This is a genomic window from Paraburkholderia sp. AV2 (assembly GCF_054968425.1).
In genome coordinates, this window is sequence record NZ_JBANLK010000034.1 from 25,408 (window position 1) to 41,870 (window position 16,463).

A 16,463-nucleotide genomic window follows, 5' to 3' on the forward strand; every position below is an offset into this window, starting at 1 on the left:
TGGCCAGCGAGGGCTGGCCATGCAACGTCCTTTTCGTACTACCTTTCCCCCTCGCGCTTTCGCGCAACTTTCGCCGCGCTTACCGTATCGCCACCCATGCGTAATGATTAAAGAGCGTGGGGGTCAAAGCCGTTAACGCGCCATATAGCAGCCACGAAGCAGCCACGAACAGCCGCACCGCAACGGGTCGGCAGCGTGCTGCCCATATGCCACACCGGGGGAAAGGCTTTGAATCGCAATCAGACATGGTCGCGCACGGCGTCGCCGGGCGAGATCATCTACTCCGAAGGCTATTCGGGGGAACGCGTCATCTATGTGATCGCCGACGGAAAAATAGAAATCTCGACACGCTGTGACGAAAAGAAGGTCGTGGTGGCGACACTCGGGCGGGGCGAATTCTTCGGCGAGACCGCCTTGCTCGGCGCGGAGCCGAGAAGCAACACGGCGAAAGCGTTGACGTTCTGCCAGTTGACGGTCGTACCGGTCAGCATCGTGGAAGAAGAACTGGAGCGCGTCTCGCCGCTCCTGCGGCATATTTCGCGCACCCTGATCCGGCGCGTGAAGGCCAAGGACGATCTGCTAGCAACATACACGCACGCCGACTTTCTCCCCGGTGTACTGTCGTATGCCCATGTGCTCGCGCTGATGGCCGGCGCCGAAACGCGCGAGGAGCGCGGCGCCTGGGGCCGGCAGGGCGCCGCGGGCGAAGTCTCCGTCTCGCTTGCCGACGTGGTTCAGAAGTGCCGCGCCGTGGCGGGGCATTCGCGCCCGCACGTGATGGCCATGCTCAAGCGCATGGAGAAGCTCAACCTCATCGCGATCGAGGCGGCGCAGACCGCCGGCTATACCGGCTCGGGCCTGGCGGAGTCTGCCGTCGCCGAGGGCCCGCTCGGCCGCCAGGTCGTCAGCTTCGATCCGGCGCGGATCGTCGATCGCGCGGCGCAGGTGGCCGACCGCGATCTGGACGTTTCCATCAACAGCGAGCTCGAACTGATCGAGCTGGCCGACCTCGAGGCGCTGATCGGCGTGGAGCGCAAGATCATCCTCAACAAACTCTCGCACGGCGAGATCGCCGACGAAGTGTTCGCGTTCCGCAAGTCGAAGGTACTCAACTACGTCGAAGAGAAGGGCGTGGCGTACTTCACGAAGCGCACGGTTCGCGGCGCCGGGGCGCTCAACTCGCTCGACGACCTCGTGTTCGTGGACGAGCGCACGCTGTTCGAGGCCGTAAGCGGCATGGACACCTACGACCTCGCGAAGCTGCTGGCCTGCGTGAACGACGCGTCGCTCTCGTCGCGTCTCATCTCCGTGATGGGCGAGGTGCGCAAGAACGAGGTGTCGTGGCTCATGCGGCGCGAGATCAAGATCGATCCGGCGGAAGTGGCGGAAATCGAGCAACGCCTGATCGAGTCGGTACGCGCCCTCAAGCAGGTGCCCGCCATCTGAGACCGGTAACGACAGCGGAGAAAACATGGATTTTCTGACCTTGTTCGGAGTCCTGCTGGGCGGGGCGGCCGTGGTCGTGGGCTATGCGCTGGAAGGCGGGCACGTGGTGGCCCTCGTTCAGCCCGAAGCGCTCGTCATCGTGCTGGGCGGCACGCTGGGCGCGGTGATGATCCAGAACACGTGGGCGAAATTCGTCGACGCGCTAAGGCATCTGCGCATGGCGTTCGTCAAGGCGCCGCAGGTCGATCAGGCGAGTCTTGCCGCCGTGCTCGAATGGGGCGACGAAGCCAAGCTCAACGGCATGCTGGCCTTCGAATCGATGAACCTCGACCCTGTGCATCCGTTCGCGCGGCGTGGGCTGGAATTGCTGGCGAACGGCGTGACGACGGCCGTGCTCGAAGACGCGCTCAATCGCGAACTGGAGGCCTACGGGCGCACCCGCATGGCGGCGGCGCGGCTGTGGCAGCAGGCGGGCGGCTATGCGCCCACCTTCGGCATTCTCGGCTCGGTGCTCGGCCTCATCCAGGTGACGGGCCACCTCATCGACCCTTCGAAGCTCGGGCAGGGCATTGCCGTTGCTTTCGTGGCGACGCTTTACGGGCTCGCCTTCGCGAACCTCGTGTTCCTGCCGGTGTTCGGCAAACTGCGCGCGCATATCGAAAGCGAGCTGCGCCTGCGCAAGCTCTACCTGGATGGGTTGCTTGCCATCTCGCGCAAGGAAACGCCCGCCACGATCGCGACGCGTCTCGCGGGCGACGTGCGCGACCACGCCTCGCGCTCGCTCGAACTCGCGCACTGATCTGGACGCATGCCGATGCCGACCGAAAGCCATCTTCCGTTCATGGCGCAGGACGCTCAGGAAGAAGAGAGCCACGACGCGCAGTCGTCGCGCTGGCTCATCTCTTACGCCGACCTCATCACGACGATGATGGTCCTGTTTCTCGCGCTCTACGCCATGGAGCTCGCGAAGAACAAGGAAATGGAGATCCGCTACCAGTCGTTGGCGGCGACGTCGCAACCGGTGGCCGCCGCGCCGCCGGCAGCCGGGCAGACGCTGCTTGCGTCGCTCGAGCCGCTGCGCGAGCGCGGCGAGATCACGATCGTGCGCGCCGCGCACGGCGTGGAGATCGGCATCAACGCGAAGATCCTGTTCGACGCGGGCGACGCGCGCCTCCTGCCGGACGCGTTCGGCATGCTGGACAATGTGGCGGACGTGCTGCGCGAAGTGCCTTCGGGCAATGTCCTGGTCGAAGGCCATACGGACAGCACGCCGATCGCGAATGCGAAATACGCGTCGAACTGGGAACTTTCGTCGGCGCGGGCCGGCGCGGTGGTGCGCTACCTTGTCGAGCGCGGCGTCGCGCCCCGGCGGCTCACCGCCATCGGCCGCGCCGACAACTTTCCGCTCGTCGCCGCCGACGATCCCGCGAGCCGGGCGCAGAATCGCCGCGTGACGATCTTCGTGGAGTACTGACGAGCTGGCTGGTCTCTAGTTCTTGTCCCCCTCGCGATGCACGGGCTGCGTCTCCTTCAGGCTCTTCGCGAGCCGCGAGGCCTCCACATAGCCCGGATTCGCGGGCCGCTTGAGATAGCGGCCCGCGCCGCGCCGCGCGCGCAGATCGCCGTTGGCCCACACCAGTTCGCCCTGCGCGATCGTATGCGTGGGCACGCCGCGCACGGTCATGCCTTCGAACACGTTGAAGTCGACGTTCTGGTGGTGAGTCTTCACTGAGATCGTACGCGTGGCCTGCGGGTCCCAGACGACGACATCGGCATCGGCGCCGGCATCGATCACGCCCTTGCGCGGGTACAGATTGAAGATCTGCGCCGCGTTCGTGGAGGTGACGCGCACGAACTCGTTGGGCGTGAGGCGCCCCGTGTTGACGCCCTGATCCCAGAGCACGGCCATGCGATCCTCCACGCCGCCGCAACCGTTCGGAATCCTCGTGAAGTCGTCGCGGCCCATGGCCTTCTGCGAGGCGCAGAACACGCAATGGTCGGTGGCCGTGGTATGCAGCAGGCCGCCTTGCAGACCGCGCCAGAGGGCGTCGCGATGCTCCTTCGTGCGGAACGGCGGGCTCATGACGTGCGCGGCGGCGCGCGTCCAGTCGGGATCGCGGTAGACGGATTCGTCGATCACGAGATGCCCGGCCAGCACTTCGCCGAATACGCGCTGGCCTTCGCCGCGCGCGCGGGCGATGGCTTCGAGCGCATCTTTTGCCGAAACGTGCACGATATACACGGGCACGCCCAGCACCTGCGCGATGCGGATCGCGCGATTGGCCGCTTCGCCTTCCACCTCGGGCGGGCGCGAAAGCGGATGGGCTTCCGGCCCGGTGAAGCCGCGCGCGAGCAGTTGCCGTTGCAACTGGAAGACGAGCTCGCCGTTCTCGGCATGGACGGTGGGCAGCGCGCCCAGTTCGAGCGAACGCGCGAAGCTGTTCACGAGGATTTCGTCGTCGGCCATGATGGCGTTCTTGTACGCCATGAAGTGCTTGAAGCTCGACACGCCATGATCGTGCACGAGCAGGCCCATGTCGCGATGCACGCTCTCGTCCCACCACGTCACGGCCACATGAAAGCCGTAGTCGGCCGCGGCCTTCTCCGCCCAGCCGCGCCACTCGCGAAATGCTTCCATGAGCGGCTGCTTCGGATTCGGAATCACGAAGTCGATGATCGACGTCGTGCCGCCCGCGAGGCCCGCTGCCGTGCCCGTGAAGAAGTCGTCGCTCGCGGTCGTGCCCATGAACGGCAGTTCCATGTGCGTGTGCGGGTCGATGCCGCCCGGCATCACGTACTGGCCGCCCGCGTCGACCACGGTTGCGCCCGCGGGCGCTTCCAGCGCGGTGCCGACGGCCTGGATGGTGCCGCCCTCGCACAGGACGTCCGCGCGCCAGGATTTGTCGGCGTTGACGACGGTGCCGCCTCGAATCAGGATCGCCATGATGCAATGTCTCCTTCGGTTGATGCCGTGACGGATTCGCTCACGCGCTCGCGATGCTCGGGCGGCGGCTCTTGCCGAGCTTCATCAGCACGCCATAGACGAGCGCCGCGATAGCGAGGCCGACGAACCACGCATAGGTGTAGAGCCCCTTGAACGCGTCGGGTACGGCCGGAAACGCGGCCGGAAACGCCACGTTCAGAAAGCCCGGCAGGTTCGGCAGCACGCCCGCGAGGAGCGCGATGACGGCGGCCGGATTCCAGCCGTTCGAATAGGCGTATTCGCCGCTCTCCTCGAAGAGCTGTTCGGTATCGAGCCGCGTGCCGCGAATCAGGAAGTAGTCGACCATGAGGATGCCGGCCACAGGGCCGAGCAGCGCGGAATAGCCCACGAGCCAGGTGAAGATATAGCCTTGCGTGGTGGCGAGAATCTTCCACGGCATCATCACGATGGCGATGGTCGCCGTGATCAGGCCACCCGCCTTGTACGAGATGCCCTTGGGCCAAAGGCTCGAAAAATCGTAGGCCGGGCCGACGAGGTTGGCCGCGAGATTGCAGCACATCGTGTCGAGCGTGAGGATCACGAGCGCGATGCCCACGCCGATGCCTTCCATGCGGCTCGTGAGATCGATAGGGTCCCAGATGGCCTTGTTGTAGATGACCACGGTGGCCGAGGTCACCACCACCGAGACCACCGAAAGCAGGGCCATCGGCACGGGCAGGCCGATTGCCTGGCCCACGAACTGGTCCTTCTGGGTTTTCGCGAAGCGCGTGAAGTCGGGAATGTTGAGCGCGAGCGTGGCCCAGAAGCCCACCATTGCCGTGAGGCTCGGCCAGAACGTGACCCAGAAGAGCCCCGCTTTCTTGCCGCCGGGCGCGAACTGCGAAGGTTGCGAGAGCATCGAGCCCACGCCGCCCGCCTTCGAGCAGGCCCACCAGACCAGCGCGACGCACATCACGACCTTGATCGGCGCCGACCAGCTTTCGAGCCAGCGGATCGAGTCGGTGCCGTGCACGATGAAGTAGATCTGCAGCGCCCAGAACAGCAGGAAGCATGAGGCCTGGCCAATCGAGATGCCGAGGAACGGCAGCGCGTCGCCCACGAGCGCGTTGTGCGTGAGGATGTTGGCGAGCGTATAGATCGCGCTGCCGCCCAGCCAGGTCTGGATGCCGTACCAGCCGCAGGCCACGATCGCGCGCAGCATGGCGGGCAGCTTCGCGCCCTGGGTGCCGAACGACGAGCGCACGAGCACGGCATACGGAATGCCGTACTTCGCGCCCGCGTGGCCGATCAGCAGCATCGGCACGAGCACGATGGTGTTGCCCAGCAGCACCGTGAGCACGGCCTGCCACGGCGACATGCCCTGCTCCGTGAGGCCTGCCGCGAGCATGTACGAGGCGATGTTCATCACCATGCCCACCCACAGCGCCGCGAAGTGGTACCAGCGCCACGTTCGCTGCGCGGCGCCGGTGGGCGCGAGGTCGTCGTTGTATAGCTCGCTTTCGCTGCGGCGCGCGCTCGCGTCGCCGGGTACGGCTGGCTGGCTCATGGTGCGGGTTCTCCGTGGCTTGTCGTGTAGTGGGGAATCAGGCCGCCTTGGGATCGGCCACGCGCCCCGGGTTGTTCGGATGCGTGGTCCAGTTCGAATAGCGGCCCGCGTCGACGCGCTCCATCGTGATGCACTGGTCGACCGGGCACACATGCATGCATAAATTGCACCCGACGCAGTTCGCATCGATCACCTCGAAATGGCGCTTGCCGTCGCGCGTGGCGCTGATGGCCTGGTGCGAGGTGTCTTCGCAGGCGATGTGGCACAGGCCGCACTGGATGCAGCGGTCCTGGTCGATGCGCGCCTTGATGTCGTATTCGAGGTTCAGGTATTGCCAGTCGGTGACGTTGGGCACGGCGCGCCCGCGAATCGCGTCGAGGTTCGCGTAGCCCTTGTCGTCCATCCAGTTCGAGAGGCCGTCGACCATGTCCTCGACGATACGGAATCCGTAATGCATCGCCGCGGTGCAGACCTGCACGCTGCCCGCGCCCAGCACGATGAATTCGGCGGCGTCTCGCCAGTCGGAAATGCCGCCAATGCCCGAGATGGGCAGCCCCTGCGTTTGCGGGTCGCGCGCGATATCGGCGACCATGTGCAGCGCGATGGGCTTCGCGGCCGGGCCGCAGTAGCCGCCGTGCGTGCCCTTGCCGTCCACGGTGGGCAGCGGCGCCATCGCGTCCAGATCCACGCCCACGATCGAGTTGATCGTGTTGATGAGCGAGACGCCGTCCGCGCCGCCCTTGAGCGCCGCGCGGGCGCCGTGGCGAATGTCGGTGACGTTCGGCGTGAGCTTCACGAGGCAGGGCAGGCGCGTGCCTTCCTTCACCCAGCGCGTGACCATTTCGATGTATTCGGGCACCTGACCCACGGCCGCGCCCATGCCGCGCTCGCTCATGCCGTGCGGGCAGCCGAAGTTGAGCTCGACTGCGTCGGCGCCCGTGTCTTCCACCTGCGGCAGGATCCATTTCCAGTCTTGCTCGTTGCACGGCACCATCAGCGAGACGATCAGCGCGCGGTCGGGCCAGGCGCGTTTCACCTCGTGGATTTCGCGCAGGTTCACGTCGAGCGGGCGGTCGGTGATCAGTTCGATGTTGTTCAGGCCCGCCATGCGCTGGCCGCGCCAGGTGGTGGCGCCGTAGCGCGAGCTCACGTTGACGACGTGCGGGTCGAGCCCGAGCGTCTTCCAGACCACGCCGCCCCAGCCGGCCTCGAAGGCGCGGTTGACGTTGTAAGCCTTGTCGGTGGGCGGCGCGGAGGCAAGCCAGAACGGGTTCGGCGAATGGATGCCGGCTATCGTGCAGCGCAGATCGGCCATGTTGGGACTCCTTTCCTGATCGTTCGTGTTGGTCGTTCGCCAGGTGCGGCGGTTGGTTTCAGGCGGCCTTCCCGGCCTGTTCCGCGAGATAGCGGTCGATCGCGCGGGCGGCGAGCTTGCCGTCCTGCACGGCCTGCACCGTGAGGTCGGTGGCGCCGTGACCCGCGCAGTCGCCGCCGGCCCAGACACCGGGGAGCGACGCGGCGCCGTCCGCGTCGACGGCAATGCGCGTTCCGTTCGCCGTCAGTTGCAGTGCGTCGAGCCCTTCGGGCGACAGCTTCTGGCCGATGGCCTTCAGCACCATGTCGGCTTCCACGCGCACGGTCTCGCCCGTGCCCTTCACTATGCCGTCCGCCGCAAGCGCGCTGCGTTCGAACTCCACGGCCTCCACATGCGTGCTGCCCAGTATCCGCACGGGCCTGGCCCACTCCATCAACATCACGCCTTGCGAGCGCGCGAATTCCTGCTCGGCCCACGTTGCGCTCATCTGCGCGGTGCCGCGCCGGTAGGCCAGCGTCACCTGCTCCGCGCCGAGCTTGCGGCTCTGCACGGCGGCATCGATCGCCGTGTTGCCGCCGCCGATCACGACCACCCGGCGCCCGACCGGCAGCCAGGAGAGATCGCGCGTGGCGCGCAGGCGCGCGATGAAATCGACGGCATCGCGCACGCCCGGCAACGTTTCGCCTTCGATCCCGAGCGCTTGCGTGCCGCCAAGCCCGATGCCGAGGAACACGGCATCGTAGTGCTCGCGCAGTTGCGCAAAGGCGAAGTCGCGGCCGAGCTGTTGCCCTTGCCGCAACGAGATGCCGCCGATAGAGAGCAGCCATTTCATTTCACGCTGCGCGTAGTCGTCCACCGTCTTGTACGCGGCAATGCCGTATTCGTTGAGGCCGCCCGGTTTTTCCCGGGCGTCGAACACGGTCACGTCATGGCCGGCGAGCGCGAGCGTATGCGCGCAGGCGAGCCCGGCCGGACCCGCGCCGACCACGGCGATGCGCCGCCCCGTCTCGCTCGTGCGCTTGAAGAGCGGCGGCGCGCCTGCGGCTTCCCGCGCCATCTGGAAGTCGGTGGCGTGACGCTGCAGCGCGCCGATGCTGACCGGTTCGCCATCCTGATGATTTCTCACGCAGGCGCCTTCGCAGAGAATTTCCGTGGGGCACACGCGCGCGCACATGCCGCCCAGCGGATTCGCGCTGAGTATGTCGCGCGCAGCGCCCTTGAGATTGCCGTTGCCGATCTTGCGGATGAAGCCGGGAATGTCGATGCCGGTGGGGCAGGCGGCGACGCAGGGCGCGTCGTAGCAGTAATGGCAGCGATCGGCGGCGACGATGGCCGCATCGACCGAAAGCGGCGGTGCGACGTCGGCGAAATTGCAGCCGAGTTGTTCGGCACTGAGACGGCCTGCGGCGACATCGGCCGCGGCGTTTTTGGTGGGCTGGGACATCCGGGTGCTCCTTTCGAGGCAAAACACGGGTCCACCGGCTCGCGCAAGGCGCGAGCCGGTACGTGGGGAAACGGGGAGTGCAGCGCGGCGCTACGGCCGCTTTTCTTTCGCGTTTAGCCGGGCTCGCTCGCGCGTTCGAGCATCGCGTGCAGCAGCACGTTCGCGCCGGCCTCGATCCATTCGAGCGTCGCGTCTTCGATCTCGTTATGGCTGATGCCGTCGACGCACGGCACGAACACCATCGACGTGGGCGCCACGGTGGCCAGATAGCAGGCATCGTGGCCCGCGCCCGAAACGATGTCGCGGTTCGAATAGCCGAAGCGGTCGGCGGCGGCGCGCACGGACTTCACGCAAGCCTCGTCGAACGGCACCGGCGCGTAATAGAAGATCTGCTCGACCTGCGCTTCCAGCTTGCCTTGCTCCGCGATCTTCGCAATCCCATCGCGCAGTTCGGCGTCCATCTGTGCGAGTACCTCGTCCAGCGGATGGCGAAAATCGACGGTGAAGAACACGCGCCCGGGAATCACGTTGCGCGAGTTCGGGTGCACCTGCATCATGCCGACCGTCGCGCAGGCGAGCGGGGCATGGCGCAAGCCGATCTCGTTGACGAGCTGCACGACGCGCGAGGCACCCAGCAGCGCGTCGCGCCGGCGCGGCATCGGCGTGGGGCCGGCATGCGCCTCCTGACCCGTCAGGACAACTTCATACCAGCGCTGGCCCTGCGCGTCGGTGACCACGCCGATGGTCTTCTTCTCCGCCTCGAGGATCGGTCCCTGCTCGATATGCAGTTCGAACGCCGCGTGAATCTTGCGCCCGCCGCACGGCAGATCGCCCGCGTAGCCAATGCGCTTCAGCTCTTCGCCAATGGTCTTGCCGTCCACGTCCTTGCGCGAGAGCCCGTAGTCGAGCGTGAACACGCCCGCGAACACGCCCGAGGCCACCATCGCGGGCGCGAAGCGCGAGCCTTCCTCGTTGGTCCAGATCACGGTTTCGACCGGATGCTCGGTTTCGATGCCGTGATCGTTCAGCGAGCGGATCACCTCCAGCCCGCCCAGCACGCCGTAGATGCCGTCGAAGCGGCCGCCCGTGGGCTGCGAGTCGGCGTGCGAGCCCGTCATCACGGGCGGCAAGTCGTTGTTGCGGCCCGCGCGCCGCATGAAGACGTTGCCCATCTGGTCCACGCTGATTGTGCAGCCCGCCTCTTTGGCCCACTGCACGATGAGGTCGCGGCCCGCTTTGTCGAGATCCGTGAGCGCGAGGCGGCACACGCCGCCTTTGGCCGTCGCGCCGATCTTCGCCATTTCCATCAGGCTGTTCCACAGACGCTGGCCATTCACGTGGATCGCGGTGGTCAGCGCGGCTTCGCTTACTGCGTTCATGCCGGTCCTCCTTTCGAGCAGATCGGGTGGTCGAGGTCTTGCGGACTTCCGTTCGCAAGACGCGGTCGTGTTCAGAAAGCGTGCATCTCTGTCATCATCTGGGGCAAGTTGCGCAGCGGCGGTGCATGCGCGCAAGCGTCCTTCGAACCCGCGCATCCCGCACTCGCGAATCCTGTCCGATTGGACAGGTTGTAGGCGATAAACCACGCGATTTCAATACGGTATTGCCAGCGAAAAGCGTGCCATCGATGCTGCACTGCGTGATAAGCAAGCTCGCAGCAAGCCCACGATGAGCCCGCGGCGAGCAAGCGGTGCGCGATGCGATTGCGCACGGCGAAGCGGGCACTGTGACTACAATGAAACCGGCACGCTGCGGCCGATAGGCCGCGATGCCTTGTTTTCCTTGACCGGAACGAATGCCATGCGCGACGACGACACGACCACGCCAGCCGCGAACCTCGCGACGCGCCCTCCGCGAGCGGGTCGCGAAACCGCTGACGCGGCGCACAAGCCGGCGCCCCGGCGCAAGGCGGCGATACGGGCTTCGAACGAATCGCATCTGCTGGCGTGCGCGGAAGCCGTGTTCGCCGAACGCGGCTTCGAAGGCGCGAGCACGGCGCTGATCGCCGAACGCGCGGGCCTGCCGAAGGCGAATCTGCACTACTACTTCCCGACCAAGCTCGCGCTCTACTGGCGTGTGCTCGACGACGTGTTCGAGGAATGGAACGCGGCCGCCGACACCTTCGACGCGAGCGACGACCCGGTCGAGGCAATAGGCGGCTACGTGCGCGCGAAGATGGCGCTCTCGCGGCGCAGGCCGCTAGGCTCGAAGGTCTGGGCGAACGAGATCATCAGCGGCGCGGCGCACATGCAGGACATTCTGCTCGAACGCGTGAAGCCGTGGATGGAGACGCGCGTGAAGCTCATCGAGCGGTGGGTGGAGGAAGGCTTGCTTGCCCCCGTGGACCCGAAGGCGCTGCTCTTCATGATCTGGGCCACGACCCAGCATTACGCCGACTTCGAAGCGCAGATACGGGCGCTCGCGGGCAAGCGCGCGCTCTCGGCGGCGGGATTCGAGTCGAGCACCGAGGAAGTGGTGCGCATGATCCTGCGCGCGAGTGGGGCGCGCTCGCCGCAGGCGTAAAGGGGCAAGAGGGGTAAGGACTGCCCGCGCCGCGGCTCAAACCTGCATCGACGGCACGTCCTTCATGCAGCGCAGCGCGAACATCGACCGGCTATGCCGGATGCCCGCAATGCGATAGAGCTTCTCGCGCAGGAAGCGCTCGTAGCCGGCCGTGCCGTCCACGGCGACCTTGATCCAGTAGTCGTACTCGCCGGAGACCAGATAAGCCTCCAGCACCTCGGGCAGCGCCGCGAGCGCCTCGCCGAAGCGGGCGAGCGCGTCGTCCTCATGGCGGTCCAGCGTCACTTCGAGGATCACGATGTCCGCGTAGCCCAGCTTCTTCTGGTTCACGAGCGCGACATAACCGTCGATATAGCCGTCGGCTTCGAGTTGCCGCGTGCGGTTCCAGCATGCCGTGGTCGACATGCCGGCCTGCTCGGCCAGTTCGGCGTTGGAAAGACGCGCGTTCTTCTGCAGTGCGCGCAGGATCTTACGGTCCTGGCTGTCGAGCGTGCGGGCGGGGCGTTCGCGTGCGGTCATCGTCGGAAAAGAATCGTGTTCAGGAAAATGCGATTCTAGCGGAAGAACGTTCCGTCAATTTGCGCAATCAACCCTAAAACAGGAAGCCTTTCCAGCGCCTCGGCCGGTATATTTTCCAACGTGCCTTCATGCCCGGCACGACCCGCCCAGTCACCTCGCCGGTGCGGGGTGCGCCGCCGCAGCCACGAGCCAAGGCGGACCGTCAGGCCGACAGAGCGGTTCAGCCCGCCGTCCAACCGCCGGCCACCGGGCGTTTCGCGCGAACCCTGCGTCAGGAGGCGCGCCCGACGGGCCTGAAGGCATGCACACACACGCCGCTTCAATCGCACCCCTGCACTTCCCGTAGAAGAACCAACGATGTCGATCCAGTTGTACCTGTCTTTTTTCGCCGCCGCGCTCGTCCTCGTCTATACCCCCGGTCCCGTCAATGTGCTCACGATGAGCCAGGCCCTGCATGCCGGCTGGCGCGAGGCCTTGCCCTGCGTCTGGGGCGGAACGCTCGCCGTGCTGCTGCAGCTCGTCTTCACCGCGCTATGCCTCAACTCGCTGTTGCTCGTCAGTGAGCATTCGCTCACCGTGCTGCGCTGGCTCGGCGCGGCCTATCTCGTTTGGTTGGGGTGCAAGCAATGGCGCAGCCGCGATCCGGCCGGCTCCGGCACCCTCGCCGGGACCACCGGCGCGGGCCGCAGCGCGCTGTTCTGGCGCGGTTTCGCGACTTCGGGTCTAAATCCGAAAACCCTGCTGTTCTTTCCCTCGTTCTTCCCGCAATTCATGAGCGCGGACGCTGGCTGGAGCGCCGATCGCCAGTACCTGCTGCTGGCGACGACTTTCGCGGTCCTGTTTGCGGGCGGGGTGGCGTCGATGGCGCTGTTTTCGCACCGGCTGCGCCACGTCCTGCAGCGGCCAAAGCGCATGCGCGCCGTGAACCGCCTGATGGGCAGCCTGCTCGTCGGGATGGGGGCGATGATGGCCGGATTGCGCTGACGCGAGAATGGCCCGTACGAGGCAAGGAGCGGCCGTTAGTGGGCGCTCGCTTCCTGAGGATGCCTTCGTACGTTCAAGGTGCCGCGGGCGCCGTGGCGGCCGATTCTGCCGCGTTGGCGGCGCTCGCGGGCATCGCCATTGCCGCCGGCGTAGTGTTGGCCGGGGCCGCTTGCGCGGCGTTGGCTGCGGCCGGAGCGGCTGCCGAAGCGAGCGTGGTGGTGCCGCTGGCGAACAGGGGCGGTTCGGCATCCGCCTGGGCCGGGGCGGCGTCTCCCGTCATCGCGGCCGAGCTTGCCGCTGCAGCGGGGGCAGCGGGAGCGGCGGCCGGGACTGCCGCGGCACCCGAGGCCGGCGCCGGCGCGACCGGCACCGGGAGCGCCACGCCAGTCGCCGCACCGCTGTGCACGACGCCGGTCTGCGCCGCCTGTGCGGCAGGCGGCGTGGGCATCGTCGCCGGCGATGCGGCGGGATGCGCGGGCATGACGTCAGCAGGCGCGGGAGCCGTGGCCGTTGCCGGTGTCGTGACGGGGGCGAGCGGCGTGATCTTGATGCCGTCGTCGCCCGGCACCGGCTCGCTGCGCACCGCGGTGGACAGATAGTGCCCGACCAGATCGAAGAAACGGTCGTAGAACGCGCCGGACTGGATCGTCTCGCTCGAAATTTTGACCATCGAGTCGCTGTTCGAGCGGATCGGCAGCGAGACCGACCCCAGGATCGAGAGGCCCACGCTCGCCGAGGTATCGCTCTTCTTCAACGCATAGCCGCTTTGCACCGCGTTCACATAGACCATGCTCGCGTTCGTCGAATCGCCGGGCGTGCAGACCACGTGCACCTCCACGACGATGTGGGAGTCGGCGGCGGGCTGGAAATCCTTGCTGGCGTCGACGGTGTCGCTGTGCGGCATCGTCGTCATGTAGCCCTGGCTCAGCAGGGCGCGGCGCGCGCTTTCGCAGGCATCGGTGCTCGGGTAGCCGAAGCTGCGCGAGAACTGATTGGGCGCCGTGCTCAGCAGTTGATCCTCCTGGAACTTCGGCTGCGACGACGAGCACGCGCCGAGCGTGAGGACGGCGGCCGCACAGGCGGCAACCAGCGGACTGAACAGGGACGGGGCGACGGTCGGAAAACGGGACATATTCGGAGCGGACATTGCGGCAATGCATCGGACGGCATGCATTGTAGTTCGGTTCAGGGTGGCGTGACCGAAGTGTTATTTATCCGTTCGTACCCCGAAAGCTCGGTGAAGGGCGCGCGTGGTCCACGCACGCGGCCATAAAGCAAAAGCGGGCTGTGCCCGAAGGCGCAACCCGCTTGCAGTCCGATCAGAGTCCGGCGTTTCGGTCGGGCGTGACCGCTCAGACCGCCATTTCCGGCGGCGCGCGGCGGAAGCCCCGCGTAATCCAGCCAAGGTAGGCAAGGCCGACCACGAACCAGATGGCGCCGAGGACCAGCGCGGTCTTTTCGAGGCTGACGAGCAGCCAGATGTCGGTAATGGCGCCGATGAGCGGGAACACGAGGCCGCCGAGCAGGCCAAAGGCGCGCGTTTTCTCGCCGCCCGCGAAGTACTGGCGGATCACGCAGAGATTCACCGCCGTGAACGCGAGGAATGCGCCGAAGTTGATGAACGAGGTGGACGTGGCGACGTCGAGCTTCAGCGCGATCAGGCCAACCACGCCCGCAATCGCGATGTTGATGGCGGGGGTGCGAAAGCGCGGGTGGATGAAGCCGAAGATCGACTTCGGCAGCACTTCGTCGCGGCCCATGGCGTAGAGCAGACGGCCCACGCTGGCCTGTGCCGAGATGCCCGAGGCGAACTGCGCGAGGATCAGGCCGGCGAGGAAGATCGAGACGAAGATGTCACCGCCGACCTTGCGCGCGATTTCGAACGCGGCCGAGTCCGGGTCCTTGAAAACGGCACCCGGATGCGCGAGTTGCAGCGTATAGGCGGCAATCACGAAGATCGCGCCGCCCACCAGCGCGATCAGCACGATCGCACGCGGAATGGTCTTCTCGGGTTCGATGGTTTCTTCGGTGAGCGTAGAAACCGCGTCGAAGCCGAGGTACGAATAAGCGGCGATCGCGGCGCCCGCCATCGTGGCCGAGAGCGGCACGTGCGCCTGGAAGAACGGCTGCGCGGAGACGAGGCCGCCGGGGCCGGCCGCCGCCGCGACGTAGTGGCAGCACAGCACGACGAACATCGCGACGATGACGAGCTGCACGATCATCAGCACGATGTTGAAGCGGTTCGCGAGTTCGATGCCGAGGATGTTGAGCCCGCTCGTCAGCACGATGAACGCGACGATCCAGATCCAGGTGGGAATGCTCGGAAACGCCGCGCCGAGATAGGCCGCGCCGATCAGCCAGATCACCATCGGCAGGAAGAAGTAGTCGAGCAGCGTGGCCCAGCCGATCAGGAAGCCCAGATGCGCGCTGAACGTCTTGCGCGTGTACGTGTAGGCGGAGCCGGCCACCGGGAAGAGGCGGGCGAGCTTGCCGTAGCTGAGCGCCGTGAACACGATCGCGACGAGCGCGATCAGGTAGGCGAGCGCGGCCGTGTCCTGGGCTGCGCCGGCGAGCACGCCGTAGGTGCCGTAGACGATCAGCGGCGCCATGTAGGCGAGGCCGAACAGCAGCACGGAGGGCAGGCCGAGCGCGCGCTTGAGATGAGGTTCGTGGGCGCCTGGGGCGGTCGGCGGGGCTGAGGGCTTCATGATGCTTTGTCTCCTGATGGACTGCGCTGAGGTACTGCGGTCCTGCATGCGGGCGCGGCACGCCACGGCCGCCCGCGCGAGGGCGGAGCGGGCCACGGTAAGCCGTGCGGGGGGACCGGTCGGCGCGCGTCGCACGCCGCCGGTCGATTCGGGTCAGCGTGCGCGGATCTTCAGCGAGCGACGTCCTTGCGCGTCGTTCTCATCCGCGAGATTCAGCGCGATGCGCGCATCGTGCAGATAGCTGTAGTGTTCGCGGCTTTGCGTGAGCAGCGCGCGGTCCGCCGTCACGGCGAGCACGGCGTCTTCGTTCTTCAGTTCCGCGAGCACGTCGCCGAACGGGCTCACGAGCGCCGATTCGCCGGGGAACGTGAGGTTGTCGTCGCCGTCGCCGATGCGGTTCACGAGTGCCGCGAATACCTGGTTCTCCATCGCGCGCGTGACGATCGCGCGGCGATGCACGGGACCGTACGGATCCATGTTGCCGTTGGTGACGATCAGCATCTCGGCGCCGAGATGGCCGAGCGCGCGCGCGCCTTCGGGAAACTCGATGTCGTAGCAGATCAGCAGGCCGACGGTTATGCCCTTGAATTCGCAGACCTCGAAGCGGTCGCCCGGCGTGAATACGCCGACGTCGGTGGCCCACAGATGGGTCTTGCGGTAGCGCAGCGCGAGTTCGCCGCGCTCGTCGATCAGGACTGTCGTGTTGTAGAAGCGGTCGCCTTCGCGCTCGGCAAGGCCCACTGCCACCGCCACCTTCGCGGCGCGCGCGGCATCGCGCACGGCGGTGAGCGACGGGCCTCCGATGGCCTCGGCCACATCGCGCACGGTGTCGCGCGTGGGAAAGCCCGTGAGCGTGGCTTCGGGAAAGACGATGAGGTCGGTGCCTTCGCGGCGCTTGCCGATGGTCTCGATGACGCGGGCGAGGTTGGGTGCGACCACGCCATCCTGGAGCGGAATCTGGGCGAGTTCGAGTTGCATCGGCTGTCTCCGGTAATGCCTGTTTCTGCGGGCCTGCGAGCGACCGTGACCGGTAA

14 protein-coding genes are annotated in these 16,463 nt (G+C 66.6%); 5 read left to right on the forward strand and 9 right to left on the reverse strand.

Annotated features, from left to right (window positions below; translation table 11 throughout):
• Nucleotides 1–228 precede the first annotated feature (228 nt).
• The 3 genes from V8683_RS21650 to V8683_RS21660 are packed head-to-tail and all read left to right on the forward strand — an operon-like array spanning nt 229 to nt 2,920.
• Nucleotides 229–1,446: a Crp/Fnr family transcriptional regulator gene (locus V8683_RS21650; protein ID WP_411192037.1), complete on the forward strand. Its 1,218-nt coding sequence runs from the start codon at nt 229–231 to the stop codon at nt 1,444–1,446.
• Between the two features lie 25 nt (nt 1,447–1,471).
• Complete coding sequence (locus tag V8683_RS21655) at nt 1,472–2,245, forward strand: flagellar motor protein (RefSeq protein ID WP_411192038.1); 774 nt, start codon at nt 1,472–1,474, stop codon at nt 2,243–2,245.
• 15 nt (nt 2,246–2,260) lie between these two features.
• Nucleotides 2,261–2,920, forward strand: coding sequence for an OmpA/MotB family protein (locus V8683_RS21660; RefSeq protein WP_411192039.1), 660 nt, complete (start codon nt 2,261–2,263; stop codon nt 2,918–2,920).
• Between the two features lie 15 nt (nt 2,921–2,935).
• On the opposite strand, the gene hydA is transcribed toward V8683_RS21660, so the two are convergent.
• The 5 genes from hydA to V8683_RS21685 all read right to left on the reverse strand — a co-directional run bounded on the left by hydA (nt 2,936) and on the right by V8683_RS21685 (nt 10,074).
• On the reverse strand, nt 2,936–4,390 hold the full coding sequence (gene hydA / locus V8683_RS21665; protein WP_411192040.1) for a dihydropyrimidinase: 1,455 nt from the start codon (nt 4,388–4,390) through the stop codon (nt 2,936–2,938).
• A 40-nt stretch (nt 4,391–4,430) separates the two neighbouring features.
• Nucleotides 4,431–5,936 (reverse strand): NCS1 family nucleobase:cation symporter-1, encoded by a 1,506-nt coding sequence (locus V8683_RS21670; RefSeq protein ID WP_411192041.1) that lies wholly within the window; start codon nt 5,934–5,936, stop codon nt 4,431–4,433.
• A gap of 37 nt (nt 5,937–5,973) precedes the next feature.
• Nucleotides 5,974–7,251, reverse strand: a complete 1,278-nt coding sequence (gene preA / locus V8683_RS21675) for an NAD-dependent dihydropyrimidine dehydrogenase subunit PreA (RefSeq protein ID WP_411192042.1) — start codon at nt 7,249–7,251, stop codon at nt 5,974–5,976.
• A 58-nt stretch (nt 7,252–7,309) separates the two neighbouring features.
• Nucleotides 7,310–8,695: an NAD(P)-dependent oxidoreductase gene (locus tag V8683_RS21680; RefSeq protein ID WP_411192043.1), complete on the reverse strand. Its 1,386-nt coding sequence runs from the start codon at nt 8,693–8,695 to the stop codon at nt 7,310–7,312.
• 113 nt (nt 8,696–8,808) lie between these two features.
• Nucleotides 8,809–10,074, reverse strand: coding sequence for a Zn-dependent hydrolase (locus tag V8683_RS21685; protein WP_411192044.1), 1,266 nt, complete (start codon nt 10,072–10,074; stop codon nt 8,809–8,811).
• A gap of 421 nt (nt 10,075–10,495) precedes the next feature.
• Here V8683_RS21685 and V8683_RS21690 point away from each other — a divergent pair, with 421 nt between their 5' ends.
• Entirely contained in the window at nt 10,496–11,218 is a 723-nt protein-coding gene (locus V8683_RS21690) for a TetR/AcrR family transcriptional regulator (RefSeq protein ID WP_411192045.1), read from the forward strand.
• A gap of 36 nt (nt 11,219–11,254) precedes the next feature.
• On the opposite strand, the gene V8683_RS21695 is transcribed toward V8683_RS21690, so the two are convergent.
• Nucleotides 11,255–11,737: an Lrp/AsnC family transcriptional regulator gene (locus V8683_RS21695; protein ID WP_411192046.1), complete on the reverse strand. Its 483-nt coding sequence runs from the start codon at nt 11,735–11,737 to the stop codon at nt 11,255–11,257.
• 357 nt (nt 11,738–12,094) lie between these two features.
• On the opposite strand from V8683_RS21695, the gene V8683_RS21700 reads away from it, so the two are divergent.
• Nucleotides 12,095–12,721, forward strand: a complete 627-nt coding sequence (locus tag V8683_RS21700; RefSeq protein ID WP_411192047.1) for a LysE family translocator — start codon at nt 12,095–12,097, stop codon at nt 12,719–12,721.
• A gap of 73 nt (nt 12,722–12,794) precedes the next feature.
• Here V8683_RS21700 and V8683_RS21705 read toward each other — a convergent pair whose 3' ends face one another.
• The 3 genes from V8683_RS21705 to V8683_RS21715 form a co-directional block, all read right to left on the reverse strand.
• Entirely contained in the window at nt 12,795–13,868 is a 1,074-nt protein-coding gene (locus V8683_RS21705; protein ID WP_411192048.1) for a DUF2242 domain-containing protein, read from the reverse strand.
• Nucleotides 13,869–14,073: 205 nt separating this feature from the next.
• Nucleotides 14,074–15,429, reverse strand: coding sequence for an APC family permease (locus V8683_RS21710; protein WP_411192049.1), 1,356 nt, complete (start codon nt 15,427–15,429; stop codon nt 14,074–14,076).
• A gap of 153 nt (nt 15,430–15,582) precedes the next feature.
• The gene (locus tag V8683_RS21715; protein ID WP_411192050.1) at nt 15,583–16,407 is read right to left on the reverse strand and encodes a carbon-nitrogen hydrolase family protein; all 825 of its coding nucleotides are present in this window, start codon (nt 16,405–16,407) and stop codon (nt 15,583–15,585) included.
• Nucleotides 16,408–16,463: the final 56 nt, after the last annotated feature.